At 64.8% G+C, this 24,774-nt stretch carries 24 protein-coding genes; 19 read left to right on the top strand and 5 right to left on the bottom strand.

The features are described 5' to 3' along the window. Positions 1-65: 65 nt before the first annotated feature. The 5 genes from ugpQ to ugpB form a co-directional block, all read right to left on the bottom strand. On the bottom strand, positions 66-812 hold the full coding sequence (ugpQ, locus tag J2X67_RS23240; protein WP_309956915.1) for a glycerophosphodiester phosphodiesterase: 747 nt from the start codon (positions 810-812) through the stop codon (positions 66-68). A gap of 3 nt (positions 813-815) precedes the next feature. After that, positions 816-1,823 (bottom strand): sn-glycerol-3-phosphate ABC transporter ATP-binding protein UgpC, encoded by a 1,008-nt coding sequence (ugpC, locus tag J2X67_RS23235; RefSeq protein ID WP_281151363.1) that lies wholly within the window; start codon positions 1,821-1,823, stop codon positions 816-818. A gap of 43 nt (positions 1,824-1,866) precedes the next feature. Next, the gene (gene ugpE, locus J2X67_RS23230; protein WP_309956913.1) at positions 1,867-2,715 is read right to left on the bottom strand and encodes a sn-glycerol-3-phosphate ABC transporter permease UgpE; all 849 of its coding nucleotides are present in this window, start codon (positions 2,713-2,715) and stop codon (positions 1,867-1,869) included. 45 nt (positions 2,716-2,760) lie between these two features. Continuing rightward, positions 2,761-3,642: a sn-glycerol-3-phosphate ABC transporter permease UgpA gene (gene ugpA / locus J2X67_RS23225; protein ID WP_309956911.1), complete on the bottom strand. Its 882-nt coding sequence runs from the start codon at positions 3,640-3,642 to the stop codon at positions 2,761-2,763. A 94-nt stretch (positions 3,643-3,736) separates the two neighbouring features. Continuing rightward, a complete protein-coding gene (gene ugpB / locus J2X67_RS23220; RefSeq protein WP_281151366.1) occupies positions 3,737-5,050 on the bottom strand; it encodes a sn-glycerol-3-phosphate ABC transporter substrate-binding protein UgpB in 1,314 nt (437 codons plus the stop codon). A 225-nt stretch (positions 5,051-5,275) separates the two neighbouring features. On the opposite strand from ugpB, the gene serA reads away from it, so the two are divergent. The 19 genes from serA to J2X67_RS23125 all read left to right on the top strand — a co-directional run bounded on the left by serA (position 5,276) and on the right by J2X67_RS23125 (position 24,703). After that, entirely contained in the window at positions 5,276-6,508 is a 1,233-nt protein-coding gene (gene serA, locus J2X67_RS23215) for a phosphoglycerate dehydrogenase (RefSeq protein WP_309956909.1), read from the top strand. A gap of 88 nt (positions 6,509-6,596) precedes the next feature. Then, positions 6,597-10,475, top strand: coding sequence for an FAD/FMN-binding oxidoreductase (locus J2X67_RS23210; RefSeq protein WP_309956907.1), 3,879 nt, complete (start codon positions 6,597-6,599; stop codon positions 10,473-10,475). Then, on the top strand, positions 10,472-10,912 hold the full coding sequence (locus J2X67_RS23205) for an HIT family protein (protein ID WP_309956905.1): 441 nt from the start codon (positions 10,472-10,474) through the stop codon (positions 10,910-10,912). Before J2X67_RS23210 ends, J2X67_RS23205 begins: the two co-directional genes overlap by 4 nt. Beyond that, a complete protein-coding gene (locus tag J2X67_RS23200; protein WP_309956903.1) occupies positions 10,912-11,325 on the top strand; it encodes a DUF971 domain-containing protein in 414 nt (137 codons plus the stop codon). The genes J2X67_RS23205 and J2X67_RS23200 overlap by 1 nt, the downstream gene beginning before the upstream one ends. 153 nt (positions 11,326-11,478) lie before the next feature. Continuing rightward, positions 11,479-12,210 carry a bifunctional demethylmenaquinone methyltransferase/2-methoxy-6-polyprenyl-1,4-benzoquinol methylase UbiE gene (ubiE, locus tag J2X67_RS23195; RefSeq protein ID WP_126748374.1) on the top strand — a complete coding sequence of 244 codons (732 nt, stop codon included), beginning with the start codon at positions 11,479-11,481 and terminating at the stop codon, positions 12,208-12,210. A 34-nt stretch (positions 12,211-12,244) separates the two neighbouring features. Further along, positions 12,245-13,270, top strand: a complete 1,026-nt coding sequence (locus tag J2X67_RS23190) for a TIM44-like domain-containing protein (protein ID WP_309956901.1) — start codon at positions 12,245-12,247, stop codon at positions 13,268-13,270. A gap of 47 nt (positions 13,271-13,317) precedes the next feature. Continuing rightward, positions 13,318-13,878, top strand: a complete 561-nt coding sequence (locus J2X67_RS23185; protein ID WP_309956899.1) for a hypothetical protein — start codon at positions 13,318-13,320, stop codon at positions 13,876-13,878. Further along, the gene (gene ubiB / locus J2X67_RS23180) at positions 13,875-15,440 is read left to right on the top strand and encodes a ubiquinone biosynthesis regulatory protein kinase UbiB (protein WP_309956897.1); all 1,566 of its coding nucleotides are present in this window, start codon (positions 13,875-13,877) and stop codon (positions 15,438-15,440) included. The genes J2X67_RS23185 and ubiB overlap by 4 nt, the downstream gene beginning before the upstream one ends. A 13-nt stretch (positions 15,441-15,453) precedes the next feature. Then, entirely contained in the window at positions 15,454-16,902 is a 1,449-nt protein-coding gene (locus tag J2X67_RS23175; protein WP_309956896.1) for a sodium:solute symporter family protein, read from the top strand. Positions 16,903-16,992: 90 nt separating this feature from the next. Beyond that, a complete protein-coding gene (locus J2X67_RS23170) occupies positions 16,993-17,322 on the top strand; it encodes an FmdB family zinc ribbon protein (RefSeq protein ID WP_309956894.1) in 330 nt (109 codons plus the stop codon). A gap of 23 nt (positions 17,323-17,345) precedes the next feature. Then, complete coding sequence (locus tag J2X67_RS23165) at positions 17,346-17,966, top strand: DUF502 domain-containing protein (RefSeq protein WP_309956892.1); 621 nt, start codon at positions 17,346-17,348, stop codon at positions 17,964-17,966. Positions 17,967-18,000: 34 nt separating this feature from the next. Further along, complete coding sequence (gene aspS / locus J2X67_RS23160) at positions 18,001-19,806, top strand: aspartate--tRNA ligase (RefSeq protein ID WP_309956890.1); 1,806 nt, start codon at positions 18,001-18,003, stop codon at positions 19,804-19,806. Between the two features lie 7 nt (positions 19,807-19,813). Next, positions 19,814-20,287, top strand: coding sequence for a dihydroneopterin triphosphate diphosphatase (gene nudB, locus J2X67_RS23155; protein WP_309956887.1), 474 nt, complete (start codon positions 19,814-19,816; stop codon positions 20,285-20,287). Continuing rightward, positions 20,284-21,036 (top strand): endonuclease/exonuclease/phosphatase family protein, encoded by a 753-nt coding sequence (locus J2X67_RS23150; protein ID WP_309956886.1) that lies wholly within the window; start codon positions 20,284-20,286, stop codon positions 21,034-21,036. The genes nudB and J2X67_RS23150 overlap by 4 nt, the downstream gene beginning before the upstream one ends. A 64-nt stretch (positions 21,037-21,100) precedes the next feature. Beyond that, positions 21,101-21,832 carry a GTP cyclohydrolase I gene (gene folE / locus J2X67_RS23145; RefSeq protein WP_258502055.1) on the top strand — a complete coding sequence of 244 codons (732 nt, stop codon included), beginning with the start codon at positions 21,101-21,103 and terminating at the stop codon, positions 21,830-21,832. A gap of 2 nt (positions 21,833-21,834) precedes the next feature. Continuing rightward, positions 21,835-22,257 (top strand): BLUF domain-containing protein, encoded by a 423-nt coding sequence (locus J2X67_RS23140; protein ID WP_126748385.1) that lies wholly within the window; start codon positions 21,835-21,837, stop codon positions 22,255-22,257. Positions 22,258-22,302: 45 nt separating this feature from the next. Further along, entirely contained in the window at positions 22,303-23,184 is an 882-nt protein-coding gene (locus J2X67_RS23135) for a DMT family transporter (protein WP_309956883.1), read from the top strand. Between the two features lie 3 nt (positions 23,185-23,187). Then, positions 23,188-24,030, top strand: a complete 843-nt coding sequence (locus tag J2X67_RS23130; RefSeq protein WP_309956881.1) for a DUF429 domain-containing protein — start codon at positions 23,188-23,190, stop codon at positions 24,028-24,030. Positions 24,031-24,181: 151 nt separating this feature from the next. Then, on the top strand, positions 24,182-24,703 hold the full coding sequence (locus J2X67_RS23125; RefSeq protein WP_309956879.1) for a BON domain-containing protein: 522 nt from the start codon (positions 24,182-24,184) through the stop codon (positions 24,701-24,703). The last annotated feature ends 71 nt before the right edge of the window (positions 24,704-24,774 follow it).

Below are 24,774 nucleotides of genomic sequence, written 5' to 3'. Positions count from 1 at the left end.
TTTGGGGGCCGCGGCGCGGCTCGTGACAGCGTGTGTCGAGCCGCCCCGGCGGGCGGGCGGGCCGGTCAGCTCGCCGGGCTGAACAGGTCGACGCGGTCGGTGATGATGCCGTCGGTGCCCAGGTCGATCAGCCGTTGCGCGGCCTGTTCGTCATTGACGGTGTAGCTCAGCGCGCGCATGCCGGCATCGTGCACCTGTGCCACCGTGGCGGCGTCCCAGAGCTTGTGGTTGCACACGACGGCAGTGCATTCCAGCCCGGTTGCCGCCGCCAGCCAGCCGCTCCAGAGTTCGTCGAGCAGGAGCCCGCGCGGCAGTTCGGGCGCGACCGCCTGTGCGCCCTTGAGCGATTCGACCTGGAAGGACGTGAGCAGTGGTGCAACGGCTGCACCCTTCCACAGCCGGGCGGCTTGCCGCGCCACGGCTTCGCCGGTTTCTCGCTCGGTACCGGGGGTGGGCTTGATCTCAATGTTGAGCAGGTGGTTGCTGGCCAGGCAAAAGCGGGCCAGGTTTTCGAGCGTGGCGAGCGGTTCGCCCGCAAATGCGCGCGAATGCCAGCCGCCCGCATCCAGCTGCGAGAGCACGCTCCAGGGCTGTTCGCCGCCAATGCCGTGTCCGCTGGTGGTGCGGTCGAGCTTGGCGTCGTGCATGAGAAAGGCCACGCCGTCGGCGCTGAGCTTGGCGTCGCACTCGAACATGCGGTAGCCGTGCGCCGCGCCAAGGCGGAACGCGGCCAGCGTGTTCTCGGGTGCCAGCTTGCCGGCGCCGCGGTGCGCAACCCAGCGGGGATAGGGCCAGGGTTTCAATGCCGGCATCGTTCAGTCTGCCCGCTTGCCGGAGCCGGCGTCGAACCAGTGCAGCTTGTCTTCGCGGGCCGCAATCTTCACCGTGTCGCCCGCGACCGGCGGGTGATCGCCTTCATCGGTGCGCATGATGATCTGCTCGTCGCCGATGCGGCCATACACCAGCCGCTCGGCGCCCAGCAGTTCGACCGACTCGACCTGCACGGACCAGCCGCTTTCGTCGAGCTTCATGTGCTCGGGGCGAATGCCGAGAATCTGGCCCGGCCGCACGCCGGGTGCATGCTGCAGCAGGTTCATGGGCGGTGAGCCGATGAAGCTGGCCACGAAGGTGGTGGCAGGCCGGTTGTAGACCTCTTCAGGCGTTGCAAACTGGTCCATCACGCCGCCGTTCATCACGATGATGCGCTGCGCGAGCGTCATGGCCTCGACCTGGTCGTGCGTGACGAACAGCGAGGTAATGCCCAGCTCGCGGTGCAGCTTCTGGATTTCGAGGCGGGTTTGCGCGCGCAGCTTGGCGTCAAGGTTGGACAGCGGTTCGTCGAACAGGAACACCTGCGGCTGCCGCACGATGGCGCGGCCCATGGCCACGCGCTGGCGCTGGCCGCCAGAAAGCTCGCGCGGCTTGCGCTCGAGCAGGTGGCCCAGTTCAAGAATCTTGGCCGCCTTGTCGACGCGGGTCTTGATCTCGGGCTCGGGCACCTTGGCAATCTTGAGGCCGTAGGCCATGTTCTTGAACACGCTCATGTGCGGGTAGAGCGCGTAGTTCTGGAACACCATGGCAATGTCGCGCTCGGAGGGTTCGAGCTGGTTCACCACGCGCCCGCCGATGGCGATGTCGCCCGCAGAAATATCTTCGAGGCCGGCCACCATGCGCAGCAGCGTGGACTTGCCGCAGCCCGAAGGCCCGACGATGACGACGAACTCGCCCTTGTTCACCTCGGCCGAGACGCCGTGGATGACCTGGTTGGCCTTGGCACCCTTGCCGTAGCGCTTGATGACGTTGCGAAAGGAAATGGCTGACATGTTGTCTGTTTTAAATATCAGGTTGTGGCTGGCGCGCCAAGGCTCATTTTTCAGTGTCGACCAGGCCCTTGACGAACCAGCGCTGCATCAGCACCACGACGATGGCCGGAGGAATCATCGCCAGCATGGCGGTGGCCATCACAAGGTTCCAGTCGACCGCGGCGTCGCCGGAGGCGATCATTCGCTTGATGCCGATGACCACCGGGTACATGTCCTCGGTGGTGGTGGCCAGGAGCGGCCAGAGGTACTGGTTCCAGCCGTAGATGAACTGGATCACGAAGAGCGCGGCAATCGAGGTCTGCGACAGCGGAACCAGGATGTCCTTGAAGAAGCGCATCGGCCCCGCGCCGTCTATTCGCGCCGCTTCGACCAGCTCGTCCGGCACCGACAGGAAGAACTGCCGGAACAGGAAGGTTGCCGTGGCCGAGGCGATCAGCGGGACGGTCAGGCCCGCGTAGGTGTTGAGCATGTTCAGGTCTGCCAGCACCTTGTAGGTGGGCAGGATGCGCACCTCCACCGGCAGCATGAGCGTGACGAAGATCATCCAGAAGACGATCTTCTTGAACGGGAAGCGGAAATACACGATGGCAAAGGCCGAGAGCAGCGAGATGGCGATCTTGCCGATGCTGATGACCAGCGCCGTGACAAGGCTGATCCACATCATGCGGCCGACCACCACGCGGGCGCCTTGCGTCTCGGCGCCAAGAAGGGCCGCGGTGTAGTTTTCGACCATGTGCGCGCCCGGCACAAGCGGCATGGGTACGCGCAGGATTTCGTCGCGCGTGTGGGTGGATGCGACGAAGGCCAGGTAGATGGGAAAAGCCACGATGGCAATGCCCAAGATCAGCACCACGTGCGACAGGACGGTAAGGCCGGGCCGGCGTTCAATCATGGCGGGTGCTCCGGAGGAAGAAAACAAAGCGGAAAGGATGCGCCATCAGTACTGGACCTTCTTTTCGACATAGCGGAACTGGATGACCGTGAGCACGACGACGATCACCATCAGCACCACGGACTGCGCAGCCGAGCCGCCCAGGTCGAGCGCCCGGAAGCCGTCGTGCCACACCTTGTAGACCAGGATGGCGGTGTCCCGGCCCGGGCCGCCTTCGGTGGTGGCATGCACGATCGCGAAGGTGTCGAAGAAGGCGTACACCACGTTGATGACCAGCAGGAAAAAGGTGGTGGGCGACAGCAGCGGAAACTGGATGGTCAGGAAGCGGCGCAGCGGACCGGCGCCGTCGATGGCCGCAGCCTCGATCAGCGCCTTGGGGATCGATTGCAGCCCCGCCAGGAAGAACAGGAAGTTGTAGGAGATCTGCTTCCAGATTGCGGCCACGACGATCAGCGACAGCGCCTGGTTGGAATTGAGCAGGTGGTTCCAGTCCATGCCCACCTTGCGCAAGCCGTAGCTCACCACGCCGATGCTGGGCGAGAACATGAACACCCACAGCACGCCCGCAATGGCCGGTGCCACCGCGTACGGAATGATCAGGAAGGTCTTGTAGAACAGCGAACCGCGCAGGATGCGGTCGGCAAAGATCGCAAGAAGAAGCGACACCGCAATGCCGATGCCGGCCACCAGCACCGAGAACAGCGCGGTGACCTTGAACGACTCGATGTAGGCGGGGTCATCGAACAGGGTCTTGAAGTTCTCCAGGCCCACGAAAACGGTCGACGTGCCGAAGGCGTCCTCGGTCTGCATCGACTGCCAGATCGCCTGGCTGGCGGGCCAGAAGAAGAACACCAGGATGACCGCCATTTGCGGTGCGATCAGCAGCCATGGCAGCCATGCCGACCGGAATAGAACGCGTTTTTCCATAGCCCCTCGAATCCCTCAAAAAACGAAACGCCCGCCCACGGCTTTTGCAGTGGCGGGCGGGCGAGTCTACTTCGGCGCCGGGCCGAACGCAGCGTCAGCCTTTGTTTGCTTTCTCGAAGCGTTCGAGCTGCTCGTTACCGCGCTTGACGGCGGCGTCGAGGGCTTCCTTGGCGGTGCGCTTGCCGTTCCAGATCTGCTCGGTTTCCTCGTCGATGATGGTCCGGATCTGCACGAAGCTGCCCAGGCGCACGCCGCGCGACTTGTCGGTGGTCTTGCGGATCATCTGCGTCACGGCCACGTCGGTGCCGGGGTTCTCCTTGTAGAAGCCGGAGGCATCGGTCAGCTTGTAGGCCGCGGTGGTAATGGGCAGATAACCCGTTCGCTTGTGGCTCTCGGACTGCACCTTGGTGTCGGACAGGAAGGTGAAGAAGTTGGCCACGCCCTTGTAGTGGTCGGCCGGCTTGCCGGACATGACCCAGAGGCTGGCGCCGCCGATCACGGTGTTCTGCGGCGCGCCCTTCACGTCGGGGTAGTAGGGCAGGGTGGAGATGCCGTACTTGAACTTGGCGTCCTTGGCCACGCGTGCGTACAGGCCCGAGGAGCCGGTCATCATTGCGCACTCGCCCGAGGGGAAGGCGGCGTCGGCCGTGTTGTTGCGGCCCTTGTAGACGAAGGTGCCGTCCTTGGACATCTTGGCCAGGTTCTCGAAGTGCTTCACCTGCAGCGGCGAGTTGAAGGCCAGGCGCGCCGAGGTGCCGCCAAAGCCGTTGTTCTGCGTTGCATACAGCGTGTTGTGCCAGGCCGAGAAGCTCTCGAGCTGGGTCCAGCTCATCCAGCTGGTGGTGAACGGGCACTTGTGGCCGCTCGCCTTGAGCTTGTCGGCCGCGGCAATGACTTCAGGCCAGGTGGTGGGGGCCTTCTCGGGGTCGAGACCGGCTGCCTTGAAGGCGTCCTTGTTGTAATAGAAGATGGTGGTCGAGCTGTTGAACGGGAAGCTCAGCATCTGGCCATTGGGCGCGGTGTAGTAGCCCGAAACGGCAGGCACATACACGCTGGGGTCGAACTTGGCGCCGCCGGAGTTCATTACTTCGCCCACGGGCTTGATGGCACCCTTGGAGGCCATCATGGTGGCGGTGCCAACTTCGAACACCTGCAGGATGTCCGGTGCATTGCCGGCGCGGAAGGCCGCAATCGCGGCGGTCATCGATTCGTCGTACTGGCCCTTGTAGGTGGGCACTACCTTGAATTCCTTCTGGCTGGCGTTGTATTGCTTGGCGAGGTCGTTGACCCATTCGCCGAGCGGGCCGCTCATGGAATGCCACCACTGGATTTCGGTTTGGGCGTGGGCCACATTGAACAGCGTGGTGGCTGCCAGCGCCGATGCCAGCGCGAGCGTCTTGAATCGCATGAAGACTCCTGATGGGAAATGAAAGCGCGGATGCTAGGCCATGTGGATGACACGGCCGCGTCACATTGGCGCACGGACCGCTGTCATTTTCCAATCGGGAAAACCCCTTTGGCACAAGGCTTCCCGCAGTGTGCGGGGCCTCGTGTTGCGCTGCAGCATGCTAGCATCGACTTCCCTTTTTTCGGCCTAGCCTGTTGCCGTGGCCGGGGCTTCCGCGAGTACGTCATGAGCAGCAAAACCTCCCTCGAAAAAAGCAGGATCAAGTTCCTTTTGCTCGAAGGCATCCACCCCTCCGCCGTGGAGGTGCTGCATGCCGCCGGCTACACCAATGTCGAGTCGCTGCCGGGCGCGCTCCCCGACGCGGAGCTCAAGGCCAAGATTGCCGACGTTCACTTCCTTGGCATCCGTTCGCGCACGCAATTGACGGCCGAGGTTTTTGCGGCCGCCCACAAGCTGGTAGCGGCCGGGTGCTTCTGCATTGGCACCAACCAGGTCGACCTGGAAGCCGCGCGCGAGCACGGCGTGGCGGTGTTCAACGCGCCTTATTCCAACACCCGCTCGGTGGCCGAGCTGGTGCTGGCCGAAGCCATTCTTCTGTTGCGCGGCGTGCCTGAAAAAAGCGCGGTTGCGCACCGCGGCGGCTGGCTCAAATCGGCCGAAAACGCCTTCGAAATCCGCGGCAAGACGCTGGGCATCGTTGGCTACGGCTCCATTGGCGCGCAGTTGTCGGTGCTGGCCGAGGCACTGGGCATGCACGTGGCTTTTTTCGACGTGGTCACCAAGCTGCCCCTGGGCAATGCGCGGCAGGTGCGCGAGCTGCACCAGCTGCTGGCCCAGAGCGACATCGTCACCCTGCATGTGCCCGAGACGCAGGCCACCCAGTGGATGATTGGCGCCGCCGAAATCGACGCCATGAAGCCGGGCTCCATCCTGATCAACGCCTCGCGCGGAACGGTGGTGCAGATCGAGCCGCTGGCCGAGGCCCTGAAGCAGAAAAAGCTGCTGGGCGCCGCGATCGACGTCTTCCCGGTCGAGCCGCGCACCAACAAGGACGAGTTCCAGTCGCCTTTGCGCGGCCTGGACAACGTCATCCTCACCCCTCACATCGGCGGCTCGACCATGGAGGCGCAGGCCAACATCGGCCTCGAAGTGGCTGAAAAGCTGGTCAAGTACAGCGACAACGGCACCTCGACCTCGTCGGTCAACTTTCCGGAAGTGGCGCTGCCGGCCCACCCCGGCAAGCACCGGCTGCTGCACATTCACCGCAACGTGCCCGGCGTGCTGTCCGAAATCAACAAGATCTTCTCCGACAACAACATCAACATCTCCTCGCAGTTCCTGCAGACCAACGAGAAGATCGGCTATGTGGTGATGGACATCGATGCGGCGTACTCCGACCTTGCCCTGGAAAAGCTGGCCAAGGTGAACGGAACGATCCGCAGCCGCGTGCTGTTCTAAGGCCCCTCCGGGCAAACCCGCGGGCGCTGGCCTAAAATCCCCACCCCCGGCTATGGGCGCGCAGCGCCCGGCCGAGGTGCCACCCCCGATGAATGCTCCGACCGCGTTGACCACGCTGTTGTCGCAGGCCGCAGAGCCTGTACGACTGCGCGAGATCCCCTATAACTACACCAGCTTTTCCGATCGAGAGATCGTGATCCGCCTGCTGGGCGAGCGCGGCTGGGAACTGCTCCAGACCCTGCGCGCCGAGCGCCGCACCGGCCGATCGGCGCGCATGCTGTACGAAGTGCTCGGCGACATCTGGGTGGTGCAGCGCAACCCCTACCTCGTCGACGACCTGCTCGACAACCCGCGGCGCCGCGGCCAGCTGGTCGATGCGCTCAGGCACCGCCTGGCCGAGGTCCAGAAGCGGCGCACCCCCGACAGCGACCTGCCTCGCGACCAGCTCGTGGGTGAGCTCACCGCGCTTGTCGGCCAGGCCGTTGCCGCTTTCGACACCGCTTTTCGCGACGTGGCGGCCCTGCGCCGCAAGGCCACGCGCGTGCTGGGCCGCCTGACGGCCAAGGACAACATCAAGTTCGACGGCCTCTCGCGCGTGTCGCACGTGACCGACGCGACCGACTGGCGCGTCGAATATCCGTTCGTGGTGCTGTGCCCCGACACCGAGGCCGAGATGGCCCTGCTGGTCAAGGGCTGCATCGAGCTGGGCCTGACCATCATTCCGCGCGGCGGCGGCACCGGCTACACCGGCGGCGCCATTCCGCTCACGTGGAAGAGCGTGGTCATCAACACCGAAAAGCTCGAGGCCATGACCGAGGTCGAGATGGTCTCGCTGGCCGGGCTCGACGCGCCCGTGCCCACCATCTGGACCGAGGCGGGCGTGGTCACCCAGCGGGTGGCCGACGCGGCCGAGCGCGCTGGCTACGTGTTCGCGGTCGATCCCACCTCCGCCGAGGCCTCGTGCGTCGGCGGCAACGTGGCAATGAACGCGGGCGGCAAGAAAGCCGTGCTCTGGGGTACGGCGCTCGATAACCTGGCCTCGTGGCGCATGGTGACGCCGCAGGCCGAATGGCTTGAAGTGACTCGCATCGGCCACAACCTCGGCAAGATCCACGACGCCGAGAGCGCCGTGTTCGAGCTGCAGTACTACGCTGCCGACGGCAAGACCAGGCTGCGCACCGAGCGCCTCGACATTCCCGGGCGCACCTTCCGCAAGGAAGGCCTCGGCAAGGACGTGACCGACAAGTTTCTCTCTGGCCTGCCCGGCATCCAGAAAGAGGGCTGCGACGGCCTCATTACCAGCTGCCGCTGGGTGGTGCACCGCATGCCGGCGCACACGCGCACCGTGTGCCTCGAATTCTTTGGCAACGCGAAGGACGCGGTGCCCAGCATCGTCGAGATCAAGGACTTCATGTTCGCCGAGCAAAAGCGCTCGGGCGTGCTGCTGGCCGGCCTCGAGCACCTGGACGACCGCTACCTGAAGGCCGTGGGCTACGCCACCAAGTCGAAGAAGCATGGCGGCCTGCCCAAGATGGTGCTGTTCGGCGACATCGCAGGCGACGATGCCGACGCCGTGGCGCGCGTCACCTCCGAGGTGGTGCGCATCGCCAACTCGCGCAGCGGCGAAGGCTTTATCGCCATCAGCCCCGAGGCGCGCAAGAAGTTCTGGCTCGACCGCAAGCGCACGGCGGCCATTAGCAAACACACCAACGCCTTCAAGATCAACGAAGACGTGGTCATTCCGCTGCCGCGCATGGCCGAGTACAGCGACGGCATCGAGCGCATCAACATCGAGCTTTCGCTGCAGAACAAGCTCGCGCTCACCGATGCGCTCGAAGCCTTCTTGCTGCGCGGCAACCTGCCGCTCGGCAAGACCGACGATGCGCATGAAATTCCGGCGGCCGAGCTGCTGGAAGACCGCGTGGCGCAGGCCGTGGCGCTGGTGCAGGGCGTTCGTGCCCTCTGGGCCGAATGGCTGCGCGACGTTGACACGTTGTTCCCGCAGCTGCAAGACCACACCCTGCGTGCCAGCTGGAAGACCCAGCTGCGCCAGCCGCTGCAGGAGATTTTCAGCGGCGCCGAGTTCGCGCCCATCCTGGCCGAGTGCACGGCCATTCACAAGCAGGTGCTCAAGGGGCGCGTGTGGGTGGCGCTGCACATGCACGCGGGCGATGGCAACGTGCACACCAACATTCCGGTCAACAGCGACAACTACGACATGCTGCAAACCGCGCATGCCGCGGTGGTGCGCATCATGGCGCTGGCACGCAGCCTCGACGGCGTGATTTCGGGCGAGCACGGCATCGGCATTACCAAGCTCGAATTCCTGAGCGACGAAGAACTCGCGCCCTTCATGGACTACAAGCAGCGCGTCGACCCCGAAGGCCGCTTCAACAAGGGCAAGCTGCTGCGTGCGCCCGCAGGCCAGAACATCGAGCTGCATGCCGACCTGACCAACGCCTACACGCCGAGCTTCGGCCTCATGGGGCACGAGTCGCTGATCATGCAGCAGAGCGACATCGGCGCCATTGCCGACAGCGTGAAAGACTGCCTGCGCTGCGGCAAGTGCAAGCCGGTGTGCGCCACGCATGTGCCGCGTGCCAACCTGCTGTACAGCCCGCGCAACAAGATCCTTGCGACCTCGCTCTTGGTCGAGGCTTTTCTTTATGAAGAGCAGACCCGCCGCGGCATCAGCATCAAGCACTGGGAAGAGTTCGAGGACGTGGCCGACCACTGCACCGTGTGCCACAAGTGCCTCACGCCGTGCCCGGTGAAGATCGACTTCGGCGACGTGTCGATGAACATGCGCAACCTGCTGCGCAAGATGGGGCAAAAGAGCTTCCGTCCCGGCAACGCGGCCGCGATGTTCTTCCTTAACGCGACCAACCCGCAGACCATCAAGGCGGTGCGCGCGGGCATGGTGGGCATCGGCTTCAAGGCGCAGCGCCTGGCCAACGACCTGCTGCGCGGGCTTGCCCGCAAGCAGACGGCCGCACCGCCGGCCACGCTGGGCCCGGCGCCGGTGAAAGAGCAGGTGATCCACTTCATCAACAAGAAGATGCCGGGCAACCTGCCGAAGAAGACCGCGCGCGCGCTGCTCGACATCGAAGACGCCGACTACGTGCCGATCATCCGCAACCCGAGGGCCACCACGTCCGAAACGGAGGCGGTCTTCTACTTTCCGGGCTGCGGTTCGGAGCGGCTCTTCTCGCAGGTGGGCCTGGCCACGCAGGCCATGCTCTGGCATGCGGGCGTGCAGACCGTGCTGCCGCCGGGTTACCTGTGCTGCGGCTATCCGCAGCGCGGTAGCGGCCAGTTCGACAAGGCCGAGAAGATGATCACGGACAACCGCGTGCTCTTTCACCGGGTGGCCAACACGCTCAACTACCTGGACATCAAGACGGTGGTGGTGAGCTGCGGCACCTGCTACGACCAGCTTCAGGGCTACCAGTTCGACAAGATCTTCCCGGGCTGCCGCATCATCGACATCCACGAGTACCTGCTCGAGAAGGGCATCACGCTCGCCGATGCGGGCGGTGGTGGCTACCTGTACCACGACCCCTGCCACAGCCCCATGAAGCTGCAGGACCCGATGAAGACGGTGAAGGCGCTGGTCGGTGACAACGTGCTCAAGAACGACCGCTGCTGCGGCGAGTCGGGCACGCTGGGCGTGTCGCGGCCCGACATTTCCACGCAGATCCGCTTCCGCAAGGAAGAAGAGCTCAAGAAGGGCGAGGCCGCATTGCGCGCGAACGGACAGGTCGGCGAAAAGGACAACGTCAAGATCCTCACCAGCTGCCCGAGCTGCCTGCAAGGCCTCTCGCGCTACGGCAACGACTTGAACAACGGGCTGCTCGAGGCCGACTACATCGTGGTCGAAATGGCCAACAAGATTCTTGGCAACGACTGGATGCCCGAATACGTGGCCGCCGCCAACAACGGCGGCATCGAGCGGGTGTTGGTATGACCGGTCAACAAGGCTGCCCCTTCTGTGAAGGCCCCGGTGGCCGCATCGTGTTCGAAGGCGCGAAGCTTCGCGTCATCCGTGCCGAAGAGGCCGGCTTTCCGGCTTTCTACCGCGTGATCTGGCGCGAACATGCGGCGGAGTTTTCCGACCTGAGTGCCGCTGACCGCGTGTTGTGCATGGAGGCCGTGGTGGTGGTCGAGCAGTGCCTGCGCGAGCATCTTTCGCCAGCCAAGATCAATCTTGCGGCGCTCGGCAACATGGTGCCGCACCTGCATTGGCATGTGATTGCACGCTTTGCCGACGACACGCATTTTCCCGGTTCCGTGTGGGCGCCAGTGCAGCGCGAGTCGAATGCGGCGCAAGAGGCGGCGGTGGCCGCGCGCCTGCCGGCGCTCGAGAGTGCGATGATCGCCCGACTGGGCACAAGGAGCTTCTGATGGCAGGTTTGCAAGCCGGCGCACCCACGCCGAAATCGATCACCGTGCACGGCCAGTCGCGCATGCTTGAAGTCGGTTTTTCCGATGGCGCGACGTTTCGCATTCCGTTCGAGCTGATGCGCATCTATTCGCCGTCCGCCGAAGTGCAGGGCCACGGCCCGGGCCAGGAAGTGCTGCAGACCGGCAAGCGCGAGGTCGAGCTGGTCGACCTGAAGCCGGTGGGCAACTACGCCGTGCAGCCGGTCTTCAGCGACGGACACGACACGGGCATCTTCTCGTGGAACCTGCTGTATGAGCTCGGCGCCAAAGAGACTGAGCTCTGGGCCGAATACGAACGCCGCCTTGCCGCTGCAGGCGTCGACCGCGACGCGCCGATGCTCGACAAGGGTGGCTCCGCCTGCGGCAGCCACTGACGTCAAACGGCCTCCGCTACCGAAAAGATAGCCGCGCAAGCAGGCGCGGCGCGCCCTGCGGCGCCCCGCTATTTGAAGAAAAAGCAACAAAAGCCCGGCGTCTTCGCAGGGTCGCCTTCTTGAGGTGTGTTCTTCCGGCCTAATATCAGGCGCATGAGCACCACCCACTTCGGCTTCGAGAAAGTCGACGAAAGCGAGAAAGCGCAACGTGTTCGCGGCGTCTTCGACTCCGTCGCCACGCGTTACGACCTCATGAACGACCTGATGTCGATGGGTCTGCATCGCGCCTGGAAGGCATACACCGTGATGGTGGCCAACGTGGGCGAAGGCTCGCGCGTGCTCGACATCGCGGGCGGCACCGGCGACCTCGCACTGGCTTTCTCCAAGAAGGTCGGCGCCAGCGGACAAGTGGTGCACACCGACATCAACGAAGCCATGCTTCGCACCGGCCGCGACCGCCTGCTCGATGCCGGCGTGGCACTGCCCACGCTGGTGTGCGACGCAGAAAAACTGCCCTTCCCAAGCGACCATTTCGACGTGGTGACCGTGGCCTTCGGCCTGCGCAACATGACGCACAAGGACATCGCGCTGAAAGAGATGAACCGCGTGCTCAAGCCGCGCGGCAAGCTCCTGGTGCTCGAGTTCTCTAAGGTCGCCAAGCCGCTCGCAAAGGCCTACGACTGGTATTCGTTCAACGTGCTGCCGCGCCTGGGCAAGCTGGTGGCGGGCGACGACGCGAGCTATCGCTACCTGGCCGAATCGATCCGGATGCATCCCGCGCAGGACGAACTCAAGACCCTCATGAAAGAGGGCGGTTTCGGGCATGTGGACTATCACAACATGACGGGTGGCGTGGTTGCCCTTCATGTTGGAATCAAGTGTTGATGACGCGAATTCTTCGCTCAAAAGAGGAGACGAGATGAAAAGTTTGAGTTCTTTGTTCTTGGCTTGCGTGCTGGCCCTGGTCAGCGTGCAGGCTGACGCAGCGCGAATCGGCGGCGGCAAGTCTTTCGGCCGCCAGTCGTCGAACGTGACGCAGCGCGAAAGTGCCTCGCCCAGTTCGCCCGCACAGCAAAACGCGACCAACGCGGCGCCGCGGCCTGCAACGCCGTCGCCCGCCGCCGCTGCGCCCAAGCGCCCATGGGGTGCAATGCTCGGCGGCCTGGCCGCCGGCCTCGGCCTGGCGTGGCTCGCACATTCGCTGGGTCTTGGCGCCGGCTTTGCCAACATCCTGCTGATCGGCCTGCTGGTCATGGCTGGCCTGTTTGTGTGGCGCATGTTCAAGGCACGCTCGGCCGCGTCCTCGGGCGCCAACCGCCAGGGCGGCTTCGCCTTCCAGGGCGCAGGCAATCCGGCCAACGCCAGCGCACCTGCGCAGTACAGCCCCGCCAACGTGGGCAACGACGCTTCGGCCCGGCCATGGGAGCGCAACACCACCGCATTCGACGGCACGCCCGCGCAAGCCGACGAGCGGCACGGCAGCAGCCTTTCCGCAGCAGGTGCGGCCGCTGGCGGCAGCATGATCGGCTCGGCGCTTTCGGGTTCGCAGTCGTGGGGCATTCCCGCCGGCTTCGACGTGGACGGCTTCCTCGGTGCGGCCAAGCGCAACTTCGTGACGCTGCAAGACGCCTGGGACCGTGCCGACGTCGGCACCCTGCGTTCGATGATGACCGACAGCATGGTCGACGAGATCCGCACGCAGCTGGCCGACCGTGCCAGCCACACCGGCGGTGCGCCGAACAAGACCGACGTGGTAATGCTCGATGCCAAGCTGCTCGGCATCGAGGAACTGTCCGACGCCTACATGGCCAGCGTGGAGTTCTCCGGCATGATCCGCGAAGACGACTCGGCCGGCCCGGGCCCGTTCCGCGAAGTCTGGAACATGACGAAGCCTGTCAGCGGCAACAGCGGCTGGCTGGTGGCAGGCGTGCAAGCGCTGCAGTAAGCGATTTCGGCGGCCATGAGGCCGCGGACAGAACCGATAATGGGGACATGGCCACACCATCGTCCCCATTTTCTTTTCTAGACGACCTGTTCAATCGCATCGGCGAACGGCTGCAGCCGCCCGCCTGGGCGGTGCACGAGATCCAGCACCGTGCGGTGCTGTTTCTCAATCATGTGCTGCAGCAGGAACCCGAAGCCCAGCAGCGGCTGCTGCGCCAGCAGGGGCGGGTGGTGCGCTTCCAGTGGCGCTTCGTCACCATGGAGCTGGTGGCCACGCCCGCGGGCCTGCTCGACCTGGCTCCCCCGGGCTCGGTGCCCGAGCTCACGCTCACCGTCACGGATGAGTCCCCCTTCGACCTCGCCCGCGCCACGCTGCGCGGCGACAAGCCGTCGGTACAGATCATCGGCGACGTGCAGCTTGCGGCCGAGGTCAACTGGCTGGTCGACCATGTGCGCTGGGATGTCGAAGACGACCTCGCGCGCCTGATCGGCGACGTGCCGGCGCACACCATTGCCAACGGCGCACGCAAGGTTGCGGGCGCGCTGCGCCAGTTTGTCGGCGGCAAGGCCGGCGGTTCGACGGCCGGCCCGGCGAGCACGGCCGAATGAGGCGCTTCTACCGCGGCTTCTTCATCGTCTGGGTCGCACTGCGCTACGGCCTGGACGAGCTCGTGCTCACGAGCTTCCAGAAACCCTGGCTGCGCGTGGTGGCGCGGGTCGTCTCCATCGGCCGCAATCTCGATGCACCGCGCGGCCAGCGCCTGCGCGAGGCGCTCGAGCGGCTGGGCCCCATCTTCGTGAAGTTCGGCCAGGTGCTCTCTACCCGGCGCGACCTGCTGCCGCAGGACATTGCCGACGAACTCGCCTTCTTGCAGGACCGCGTGCCGCCGTTCCCGTCGTCGGTGGCCATTGCCACCATCGAGCGGGCGTTCCGCCGTCCGGTGGGCGATGTGTTCGTGCAGTTCGACGAGACGCCGATTGCCAGCGCATCGATCGCCCAGGTTCACTTTGCGACCATCCGCACCAACCAGGGCGAGGTGCGGGAGGTTGCCGTCAAGGTTCTGCGTCCCAGCATGCGCGGCGTGATCGAGAAAGACCTGGCCCTCATGGCCATGATGGCCGGCTGGGTCGAGCGGCTCTCGCCCGACGGCAAGCGCCTGAAGCCCCGCGAGGTGGTCGGCGAGTTCGACAAATACCTGCACGACGAACTCGACCTGGTGCGGGAGGCCGCCAACGCGGCCCAGCTGCGCCGCAACATGGCCGAACTCGACCTGGTGCTGATCCCCGAGATGTTCTGGGACTTCTGCCACCCCGAGGTGATCGTGATGGAGCGCATGAACGGCGTGCCCATTGCGCAGCTCGACCGCCTGCGCGCGGCCGGAGTCGACATTCCCAAGCTGGCCCGCGACGGCGTCACGATCTTCTTCACGCAGGTGTTTCGCGACGGCTTCTTTCATGCCGACATGCACCCGGGCAACATCCAGGTGAGCCTCGCGCCGGAGACCTTCGGGCGCTACATTTCGCTCGATTTCGGGATCATCGGCACGCTCACCGAGTCGGACAAGGAGTACCTCGCGCAGAACTTCGTGGCCTTCTTCCGTCGCGACTACAAGCGAGTGGCCGAGCTTCACCTTGAAAGCGGCTGGGTACCCGAAGGCACCCGCATCGACGAGCTCGAGGCGGCAATCCGCACGGTGTGCGAACCGTATTTCGACCGGCCGCTGAAAGAAATCTCACTTGGCATGGTGCTGATGCGGCTGTTCCAGACCTCGCGCCGCTTCCACGTCGAGATCCAGCCGCAGCTGGTGCTGCTGCAAAAGACGCTGCTCAACATCGAGGGCCTGGGCCGCCAGCTCGACCCCGAACTCGACCTTTGGCACACCGCCAAGCCCTTCCTCGAGAAGTGGATGGTCGACCAGATCGGGCCTAAAAAGCTGTTCCAGCAGCTCAAGGCCGAGGCGCCGCGCTACGCGAAACTGCTGCCGCAACTGCCGCGCCTGCTGCACGATTTCCTCGAAAATCGGCCGGCCGACAATCGCCGCGAGCTGCTCGAACTGCTGGCCGCACAAAAGCGCACCAACCGGTTGCTGCAGACCATCATCTATGGTGGCATAGGATTTGTATTGGGTTTGCTCGCCATGCAGGTGCTGGTGCGCGTGAAGTTGTTCTAGAGGAGATTGCCCCGTGTTGCTGACGCTGGTTGTCGTTTATCTGCTGGTCACCATTGCGATCGGCCTCTACGCCGCCAAGCGGGTCAAGAACACCACGGACTTCGCGATTGCGGGGCGGCACCTGCCGCTCTTCATGATCGTGACGACCACCTTTGCCACCTGGTTCGGCTCCGAAACGGTGCTGGGCATTCCGGCCAAGTTCATTGAAAACGGGTTGAGCGGTGTGGTCGAAGACCCGTTCGGCGCGGGCACCTGCCTCATCCTGGTCGGGCTGTTCTTTGCGGGCAAGCTGTACCGCATGACGCTCCTCACCATCAGCGACTACTACCGCGAGCGCTACGGCCGCGGCGTCGAGGTGGCCTGCTCGCTCATCATCATGCTGAGCTACCTGGGCTGGGTGTCGGCGCAGGTCACGGCGCTGGGCCTGGTGTTCAACGTGCTCTCTATCGGTGCCATCAGCATTCCGGCGGGCATGGTGATCGGTGTGGTCTCGATACTGGCCTACACCCTCTTCGGGGGCATGTGGTCGGTGGCCGTCACAGACTTCATCCAGATGATCATCCTCGTCGCGGGGCTTGCCGTCATTGCCGTGTTCGCCGGCAACATGGCCGGCGGCGCCGACAAGGTGGTCGCCTTTGCGGTGAGCAAGGACCTCTTCAAGTTCTGGCCCGAGCCCAACTGGCACGACATGGTGTTCTTCTTTGCCGCTGCCATCACGATGATGCTAGGTTCCATTCCGCAGCAGGACGTGTTCCAGCGCGTCATGTCGGCCAACAGCGCCAAGGCTGCCACGCGCGGGCCGGTCATCGGCGGCGTGGCGTACATCCTGTTCGCCTTCGTGCCCATGTTCCTGGTGGCCAGCGCGCTGTTGATCATGCCCGAGCAGACCGCCACGCTCCTGAAGGAGGACCCGCAAAAGGTGCTGCCGACCCTGGTGCTCGAGAAAATGCCCTTCGTGATGCAGGTGCTGTTCTTCGGCGCGCTGCTGTCGGCCATCAAGTCGACGGCGTCGGCCACCTTGCTGGCGCCTAGCGTCACCTTCACCGAGAACATCTGGCGGCAGTTCCGGCCTCAGGGCACCGACCGCCAGAACCTCATGACCATGCGAATCACGGTGCTGGTGTTCAGCGCGGCCGTGCTGGCCTATGCCATCCGCATGCAGGGCACGCCCATCTACGAACTGGTCTCGGGCGCCTACCAGGTGCCGCTGGTGGGCGCTTTCGTGCCGCTGGTGTGCGGGCTCTACTGGCGCCGCGCCACCACACAGGGAGCCCTCGCTTCGATCCTGTTCGGCATCGGCACCTGGCTGCTGTTTCTGGCAATGCCCTGGAGTGCCGAGTTTCCGGCCCAGCTGGCCGGGGTGCTTGCCTCGTTTGCGGGCATGGTGGCCGGATCGCTGGTGCCGCAGTGGGTTGCCAACACCCGCACGCCGCACCGGCTGCTCGCGACCGAGCCGGCCTGAAAGCGGCGCCTGAGGTAGGGCGGCCCTTATAATCGAGGGCTTTGCGAGCGGCCTCTGCTCGGTTTTTGCGCCGCTTTTTTACTCATTTCCATGCCCATTTACGCCTACAAGTGCAGCGCCTGCGGCTTTGCCAAGGATGCCCTGCAAAAAATGTCCGATGCGCCCCTCACGGTGTGTCCGGCGTGCGGCGCGAGTGCCTTCGAAAAGCAGGTCACCGCCGCCGGTTTCCAGCTCAAGGGTTCCGGCTGGTACGTGACCGATTTCCGCGACGGTGGCGGCAAGAAAGCCGAACCGGCGCCCGCGACGGGTGGCGAGTCCACTGCTTCGCCGGCTGCCAAGACCGCCGATGCCTCCAGCCCGGCTCCCGCGCCTGCCGCGAGCCCTGCTCCGGCACCGGCTGCCGCGGCCAAGAGCGACTGAAGAGCGACTGAGAACAACACACCATGCTCGCCCTGCGCAAATGGCTGTTTTCCGGCTTGCTGGTCATCGTTCCGCTGTTCATCACCCTGGCGGTGCTGAAGTGGATCATCGACACGCTGGACCAGACGCTCTGGGTGTTGCCGGTGGTCTGGCAGCGATGGCTGCACGAAAACAACGTGCGCGGATTGGGCGTGCTGCTCACGCTGGCCATATTGCTGGGCGTGGGTGCCATTGCAAGCAATTTCGTGGGCAAGCGCCTGCTCGGATGGGGCGACGCAGTGGTGCGGCGCATTCCGGTGGTGCGCTCGATCTACTCCAGCGTCAAGCAGGTGTCCGACACGCTTTTTTCCGAGAATGGCAATGCCTTCCGGACGGCGGTGCTGGTGCAATGGCCCCGCGAGGGCGTCTGGACGATTGCCTTTGTTACCGGCACGCCCGGTAACGACGTGGTCGAGCACCTGGGCGGCGGCGACTACCTCGGCGTCTATGTGCCGACAACGCCCAACCCCACGGGCGGTTATTTCGTGATGCTCAAGCGCAGCGATTGCATCGAACTCAAGATGAGCGTGGACGAAGCGCTCAAGTACATCGTCTCGATGGGCGTGGTCGTTCCCGGCGGCCCCTCGACCATCGCGAACAAGTAAAAAAACGCGCCCACGCGGCGCTGGAAATCAAGATATGGCCATGCGTACTCACTATTGCGGTCTTGTGACCGAAGCCCTGATGGGCCAAACCGTCACCCTGTGCGGCTGGGTCAACCGCCGCCGCGACCATGGTGGCGTCATCTTCATCGACGTGCGCGACCGCGAAGGCTACGTGCAGGTGGTGTGCGACCCCGATCGTGCCTCGACCTTTGCCGTGGCCGAAAACCTGCGCAACGAGTTCTGCATCCAGATTACCGGCCTGGTGCGCGCGCGCCCCGAAGGCACCACCAACGACCAGCTCAAGAGCGGCAAGATCGAAGTGCTGTGCCACGAGCTCAAGGTGCTGAACCCCTCCGTCACGCCCCCCTTCCTGCTGGACGACGACAACCTCTCGGAAACCACCCGCCTCACGCACCGCGTGCTCGACCTGCGCCGTCCGGCCATGCAGCGCAACATGATGCTGCGCTACAAGGTGACGATGGAAACGCGCAAGTTTCTCGACGCCAACGGCTTCATCGACATCGAGACGCCGATGCTCGGCAAGTCCACGCCCGAAGGCGCGCGCGACTACCTCGTGCCAAGCCGCGTGCACGACGGCAGCTTCTTTGCATTGCCGCAGTCGCCCCAGCTCTTCAAGCAGCTGCTCATGGTGGCCGGCTACGACCGCTACTACCAGATCGTGAAGTGCTTCCGCGACGAAGACCTGCGCGCCGACCGCCAGCCCGAATTCACGCAGATCGACATCGAGACCTCGTTCCTCGCCGAAGAAGAAATCCGCGAGATGTTCGAAGGCATGATCCGCAACGTGTTCCGCAATGCCGCGGGCATCGACCTGCCGGTGTTCCCGACCATGACGTATGCGGACGCCATGTTCAAGTACGGCTCCGACAAGCCCGACCTGCGCGTGAAGCTCGAGTTCACCGAACTCACCGAGCTCATGAAGCGCGTCGAATTCAAGGTGTTCTCGAACGCCGCCACCATGCAGGGCGGCCGCGTGGTCGCGCTGCGCGTGCCGGGCGGCGGTGCCGAGGGCGGCCTCTCGCGCGGCGAAATCGACGCGTACCAGGAGTTCGTCAAGATCTACGGTGCCAAGGGCCTGGCCTACATCAAGGTGAACGACGCAGCCGCCGGCCGCGAAGGCCTGCAAAGCCCGATCGTCAAGAACCTCGACGACGCTTCGCTGGCCGAGATCATTGCCCGCACGGGTGCGCGCAACGGCGACATCCTGTTCTTCGGCGCCGACAAGGAAAAGATCGTCAACGACGCCATCGGCGCGCTGCGCGTGAAGATCGGCCACAGTGCCTTCGGCAAGAAGGCCGGCCTCTTCGACGACCGGTGGGCGCCGCTGTGGGTGGTCGACTTTCCGATGTTCGAGTTCGACGAGGAAGGCCAGCGCTGGAGCGCCGTGCACCACCCGTTCACCGCGCCCAAGGACGGCCATGAAGACCTCATGGACACCGCGCCCGAAAAGTGCATTGCCAAGGCCTACGACATGGTGCTCAACGGCATCGAGATGGGCGGCGGCTCGGTGCGTATCCACCGCGAGGAAGTGCAGAGCAAGGTGTTCCGCGCGCTCAAGATCAGCGCCGAAGACGCCCAGCTCAAGTTCGGCTTCCTGCTCGACGCGCTCCAATATGGCGCCCCTCCGCATGGCGGCATTGCCATCGGCCTCGACCGCCTGGTGATGCTCATGACCGGCGCAGAGTCGATCCGCGACGTGATTGCGTTCCCCAAGACCCAGCGTGCGCAAGACCTGCTTACGCAGGCGCCGAGCCCGGTCGACGAGAAGCAGCTGCGAGAACTGCACATCCGGCTGCGCAACGTCCAGCAGCCCGCCTGATGCGCCCATGACGACGAGCGTCCGGCCCTGGAAAATTCCGGAGTCGGTGCTGGTCGTCATTCATACCCCGGCGCTCGACGTTCTGTTGATCCGGCGCGCCGATGCCAACGACTTCTGGCAGTCGGTCACCGGCAGCAAGGACCTGGCCGACGAGCCGCTCATGCTCACCGCGGCGCGTGAGGTGGCCGAGGAAACCGGCATCCAATGCGGCGAGGGCACGCCCCTGGCCAACCAGCTGGTCGACTGGCAACTGAGCAACGTCTACGAAATCTACCCAGGCTGGCGCGCCCGCTATGAACCGGGCGTGACGCACAACACCGAGCATCTGTTCGGCCTGTGCGTGCCAGAGCGGCTGGTGCCCGTGCTGGCACCCCGCGAACACACCGACTGGAAGTGGCTTCCCCACCGCGAGGCGGCCGACGCGTGCTTTTCTCCGTCGAACGCCGAAGCCATTCTGTTGCTGCCAGAATTTGCCAGATGAACCTGCCGGCACACACCCTTCGGGTCGCAACCTACAACATCCACAAGGGTGTGCAGGGCATCGGCCCGGCCCGGCGCCTGGAGATCCACAACCTCGGCCACGCCATCGAGCAGCTCGACGCCGACATCGTCTGCCTGCAAGAAGTGCGCAAGATGAACCGGCAGGCCGAAATGCGCTTCGAGCGCTGGCCCGAGCTTCCCCAGGCCGACTTCCTGGCGCCCGAGGGCTACACCGCCGTCTATGAAACCAATGCGATCACTCGCCACGGCGAGCACGGCAATGCCCTGCTGACGCGCTGGCCGGTGATCCGCACCGGCCACCAGGACATTTCCGACCATCGCTTCGAACAGCGCGGGCTGCTGCATGTCGTTATCGAGGTGGAGGGCCGGCCCGTGCATGCCATCGTCGTGCACCTGGGGCTCATCAAGGGCAGCCGCGTGCGGCAGGTTGCCCGGCTGCGGGAGTTCATCGAGCGCGAGGTGCCGGTTGGCGAGGCGGTGGTCGTTGCGGGCGATTTCAACGACTGGGGCGCGCGCATGCGCTACGCCATGAACGCCATGGGCCTGCGCGACACCAGCGACCTGCGCGGGGCACGCACGCTCACCTATCCCTCGCGCCTGCCTGTGGCGCAACTCGACTTCGTCTACGGGCGCCATTTGGAGCCGGTGGCCTGCTCGGTGCCGCGCGGGCCCATCTGGGCGCGCATGTCCGACCACTTGCCGCTGGTGGCCGATTTTGTGCTGGCATGAGTCCCGGCTGTGCCGGCTTCTCCCTGCGGAGCCTCCAAAATGCGTTCGCTGATACCATGCGCGGATGCTGAGGAAAACCGACGTGGAACCGCGCCCTGACGGAAACAACGACGACGAGGGCACCCCCGTCTCGGTGAAGATCCGCGAACGCCTGACTGCCGCGCGCAAGCGCTTCAACGCCAACGACAACATTGCCGAGTTCATCGAACCGGGCGAACTCGAGTCGCTGCTCGACGAAGTCGAAGTGAAGATGAAGGGCGTGCTCGAAAGCCTGGTGATCGACCTCGAGAACGATCACAACACCGGCAACACCGCGCGCCGCGTGGCCAAGATGTACCTCAACGAAGTGTTCCGGGGCCGCTACGTGGCGCCGCCTTCGCTCACCGAGTTTCCCAATGCCGAGCACCTGAACGAGCTGATGATCGTCGGCCCGATCACCGTGCGCAGCGCCTGCTCGCACCACTTCTGCCCGATCATCGGCAAGCTGTGGATCGGCATCATGCCCAACGAGCACACCAACGTGATCGGCCTGTCCAAGTACGCGCGCCTTGCCGAATGGGTCATGGGCCGGCCCCAGATCCAGGAAGAGGCCGTGGTGCAGCTGGCCGACCTGATCCAGGAAAAGACCCAGCCCGACGGCCTGGCGCTCGTCATGGAAGCCGAGCATTTCTGCATGGCCTGGCGCGGCGTGAAAGAAATGGACAGCAAGATGATCAACTCCGTCATGCGCGGCGTGTTCCTCAAAGACCCGAGCCTGCGCCGCGAATTCCTTTCGCTGCTGCCCAGAAGGAGCTGAACATGCTCGTGCGACTTCTCTACGCCAGCCGCGCCGTCGATACCAGCCCCGAAGCCATCGACGCCATCCTTGCGCAATCGCGCACGCACAACCCCTCCTGCGGCATCACCGGCATTCTTTGCTACGGCGCCGGCACGTTCCTGCAGGCCATCGAAGGCGGCCGCATGGCCGTGAGCGAGCTCTACGGCCACATCCAGCGCGATGCGCGCCACAAGGACGTGGTGCTGTTGCACTACGAAGAGATTTCCGAGCGCCGCTTCGGCGGCTGGACCATGGGGCAGGTCAACCTCTCCAAGCTCAACGCCTCCACGCTGCTCAAGTACTCGGAAAAGCCGGAACTGAACCCGTACGCCGTTTCTGGCAAGGTTTCGCTGGCGCTGCTCGAAGAACTGATGGCCACCGCGGCCATCGTCGGACGCCACTGAGGCAGTGGCCGCCACGCCCGATCGCGTGTAGCGCGTCTTCCAGGGGTGCCGCTTTCCGCCTTTGCGCTGATCCTGCTCGCCGGGGTCATTCACGCCAGCTGGAACATCGCCGCCAAGAAGGCGAACGGCGATGCGCGCTTCGCGTTGCAAAGCGGCGTCTTCCTGGCCATCGTCTGGGCCCCCGTCGGCCTGACGCTGGGCTGGAGCGTGGTGCCGACCTGGGGCCTCACCGAGTGGGGCTTCATTGCGCTGAGCGGCGTGCTGCACGTTTTCTACTACGTCATCCTGCTGCGCGGTTACCGCAAGTCCGATCTCACGGTGGTCTATCCGTTGGCGCGGGGCTCGGGTCCGCTGCTGTCGTCGCTGGTCGCAATACTGTTTCTTGGCGAGCGCATCAGCCTCATTGGTGTTGCGGGCATCGCGGGCGTCGTGCTGGGCGTGTTCCTGGTGGCTGGCGGACCGGGCCTGTGGCGCAAGAAACATGACCCTGCGCAGCGCGCGCGGGTGCACAAGGGCATTCGCTACGGCGTGCTGACGGGCGCCTTCATCGCGGCCTACACCGTGGCCGACAGCTACGCAGTGAAGTTCCTGGCCATGTCGCCGATCCTGCTCGACTATTTCGGCAACTTCGTGCGCGTGGCGCTGCTGTTGCCCGCCGCGCTGCAAGACCGTGCCGAAACGGCCCGAATGTGGCGCGCGCAATGGAAGTACGCACTGCTGGTGGCGGCGATCAGCCCGGTTTCCTACGTGCTGGTGCTCTATGCCGTGCAGCAGGCGCCCATCTCGCACGTTGCTCCGGCGCGCGAGGTGTCGATGCTCTTCGCCGCGCTGATCGGCGGCCATCTGCTGCGCGAGGGCGACCGCCTGCTGCGGCTGCTGGGCGCAGCCTTCATTGCCGCCGGGGTGGTGGCGCTCGCGCTGGGGTAGCGCTTGGACACGGCGCTGCTGTTCGGATGCGATTTTTCTTGCGCACCCACGTCGCGCAAGCCGATTGTCATTGCCAGCGGCTGCGTCGGCCGCACAGGTGAGGCAAGCAGCCTTGTGCTGAAGAAGCTGCAGCGGTTCACCACGCTCGACGCCTGGGCGGGATGGCTGCAGAGCGAACCGGCATGGATCGGAGGCTTCGATTTTCCGTTCGGCCTTCCGCGCGAACTGGTCGAGCACCTGGACTGGCCGCGGCAATGGAACGCGCTTATCGCCCACTATGCAAGCCTGAGCCGTGCGGAGATTCGCACCATCTTTGCAAACTTCTGTGCGGCGCGCCCGGTGGGCGGCAAGTTTGCCCACCGCGCGACCGACGAGCCTGCGGGTTCGAGCACGTCGATGAAATGGGTCAACCCGCCCGTGGCCTTCATGCTCCATGCTGGCGTGCCGCCGCTCCTGGCCGCCGGGGCGAGCCTCCCGGGGCTGCATGTCGGCAGCAACAGGAACCGCGTGGCACTCGAGGCCTACCCCGGACTGCTGGCCCGCGAATTGATAGGCCGCCGCAGCTACAAGAGCGACGAGACGGCCAAGCAGACGCCCGAGCGGCTTGCGGCGCGCACCAGCCTCGTCGCCGCACTAGAAGCGGGCACCACGCGCCTGGGCATTCGGCTCGTGCTCACCGATGCGCAACGTGCTGAACTGCTCGGCGATGCGCGCGGCGATGACGTCGACGCTGTGCTTTGCCTGCTGCAGGCGGCGTGGAGCGCGCAGCGCGCCTCCACGCCGGGGCCGGGCTTCGGCTTGCCCGAGCGTTTCGATCCCATCGAAGGATGGATCGTCACGGCCTGAGCCTCCTTGTCCTACAGGCTTTCGCGGCAGCAGGGCCTCCCGCGCCTTCGCTCCAAAAGCTAGATTGACCGAGCGGCCCGGATCTTGTCCGGGGCAGCTTGCGCGCAACCTGCGCGCGTTACCCGCTCCTTGGAGCGAATGGAGGATTTCAATGAAAAGACCCCGTCAAATTACCGCCATGCCGTTTTCGCACACATGGCTCACCGCGCTGCTGATGGCTGGCGCGGCATTGACGCTTGCCGCTTGCGACAGCTCGGACAACCGCACCGCAGGACAAAAGCTCGACAGCGCGATTGCAAAGACCGAGAAGGCGGCCGAGACCGCCGCCGCCAAGACAGGGGAGGCCATGAGAGACGCCAAGGCAAGGGCGGATGCCTCCGGCGCCACTGCCGAGGTGAAGGACGGCGTCGCCAACATGGCGGAAGCCGCAAAGAAAGCGGGCACTGCCGCAAGCGCAACGGCGGACGATGCCGCGATCACTGCATCGGTTTCAGCGGGCCTTGCGAAGGATCCGGACCTGAGTGCGATCAAGATCGACGTGGACACCAAGGCCGGTGCGGTCAGCCTGAAGGGCCCCGCGCCCACGGCCGCTGCCAAGGCGCGCGCCGAAGAAATCGCCAAGGGCGTGCAGGGGGTAACTTCGGTGAACAACCAGCTCGAAGTGAAGGGCTGAGCGCGCTTCTTCCCAAAATAAAAAAGCCCGGTTCGTCCGGGCTTTTTTATTGAGCAGGGCGATCGAGGCAG

The organism is Variovorax sp. 3319 (genome assembly GCF_031456585.1).
Classification (GTDB): domain Bacteria; phylum Pseudomonadota; class Gammaproteobacteria; order Burkholderiales; family Burkholderiaceae_C; genus Variovorax; species Variovorax paradoxus_P.
The sequence above is the reverse complement of the archived record's forward strand: the minus strand, read 5'-3'. Positions and strand labels throughout refer to the sequence as shown.

Bases quoted from the DNA above. Each gene is read 5' to 3' on its own strand.
- folE (WP_258502055.1), top strand. From the start codon at position 21,101: ATGCTGAGGAAAACCGACGTGGAACCGCGCCCTGACGGAAACAACGAC.
- J2X67_RS23185 (WP_309956899.1), top strand. From the start codon at position 13,318: ATGGCCACACCATCGTCCCCATTTTCTTTTCTAGACGACCTGTTCAAT.
- ubiE (WP_126748374.1), top strand. From the start codon at position 11,479: ATGAGCACCACCCACTTCGGCTTCGAGAAAGTCGACGAAAGCGAGAAA.
- ubiB (WP_309956897.1), top strand. From the start codon at position 13,875: ATGAGGCGCTTCTACCGCGGCTTCTTCATCGTCTGGGTCGCACTGCGC.
- ugpC (WP_281151363.1), bottom strand. From the start codon at position 1,823: ATGTCAGCCATTTCCTTTCGCAACGTCATCAAGCGCTACGGCAAGGGT.
- ugpA (WP_309956911.1), bottom strand. From the start codon at position 3,642: ATGGAAAAACGCGTTCTATTCCGGTCGGCATGGCTGCCATGGCTGCTG.
- J2X67_RS23165 (WP_309956892.1), top strand. From the start codon at position 17,346: ATGCTCGCCCTGCGCAAATGGCTGTTTTCCGGCTTGCTGGTCATCGTT.
- aspS (WP_309956890.1), top strand. From the start codon at position 18,001: ATGGCCATGCGTACTCACTATTGCGGTCTTGTGACCGAAGCCCTGATG.
- J2X67_RS23140 (WP_126748385.1), top strand. From the start codon at position 21,835: ATGCTCGTGCGACTTCTCTACGCCAGCCGCGCCGTCGATACCAGCCCC.
- serA (WP_309956909.1), top strand. From the start codon at position 5,276: ATGAGCAGCAAAACCTCCCTCGAAAAAAGCAGGATCAAGTTCCTTTTG.
- ugpB (WP_281151366.1), bottom strand. From the start codon at position 5,050: ATGCGATTCAAGACGCTCGCGCTGGCATCGGCGCTGGCAGCCACCACG.
- J2X67_RS23210 (WP_309956907.1), top strand. From the start codon at position 6,597: ATGAATGCTCCGACCGCGTTGACCACGCTGTTGTCGCAGGCCGCAGAG.
- nudB (WP_309956887.1), top strand. From the start codon at position 19,814: ATGACGACGAGCGTCCGGCCCTGGAAAATTCCGGAGTCGGTGCTGGTC.
- J2X67_RS23205 (WP_309956905.1), top strand. From the start codon at position 10,472: ATGACCGGTCAACAAGGCTGCCCCTTCTGTGAAGGCCCCGGTGGCCGC.
- ugpQ (WP_309956915.1), bottom strand. From the start codon at position 812: ATGCCGGCATTGAAACCCTGGCCCTATCCCCGCTGGGTTGCGCACCGC.
- J2X67_RS23150 (WP_309956886.1), top strand. From the start codon at position 20,284: ATGAACCTGCCGGCACACACCCTTCGGGTCGCAACCTACAACATCCAC.
- J2X67_RS23170 (WP_309956894.1), top strand. From the start codon at position 16,993: ATGCCCATTTACGCCTACAAGTGCAGCGCCTGCGGCTTTGCCAAGGAT.
- J2X67_RS23190 (WP_309956901.1), top strand. From the start codon at position 12,245: ATGAAAAGTTTGAGTTCTTTGTTCTTGGCTTGCGTGCTGGCCCTGGTC.
- J2X67_RS23200 (WP_309956903.1), top strand. From the start codon at position 10,912: ATGGCAGGTTTGCAAGCCGGCGCACCCACGCCGAAATCGATCACCGTG.
- J2X67_RS23125 (WP_309956879.1), top strand. From the start codon at position 24,182: ATGAAAAGACCCCGTCAAATTACCGCCATGCCGTTTTCGCACACATGG.
- ugpE (WP_309956913.1), bottom strand. From the start codon at position 2,715: ATGATTGAACGCCGGCCCGGCCTTACCGTCCTGTCGCACGTGGTGCTG.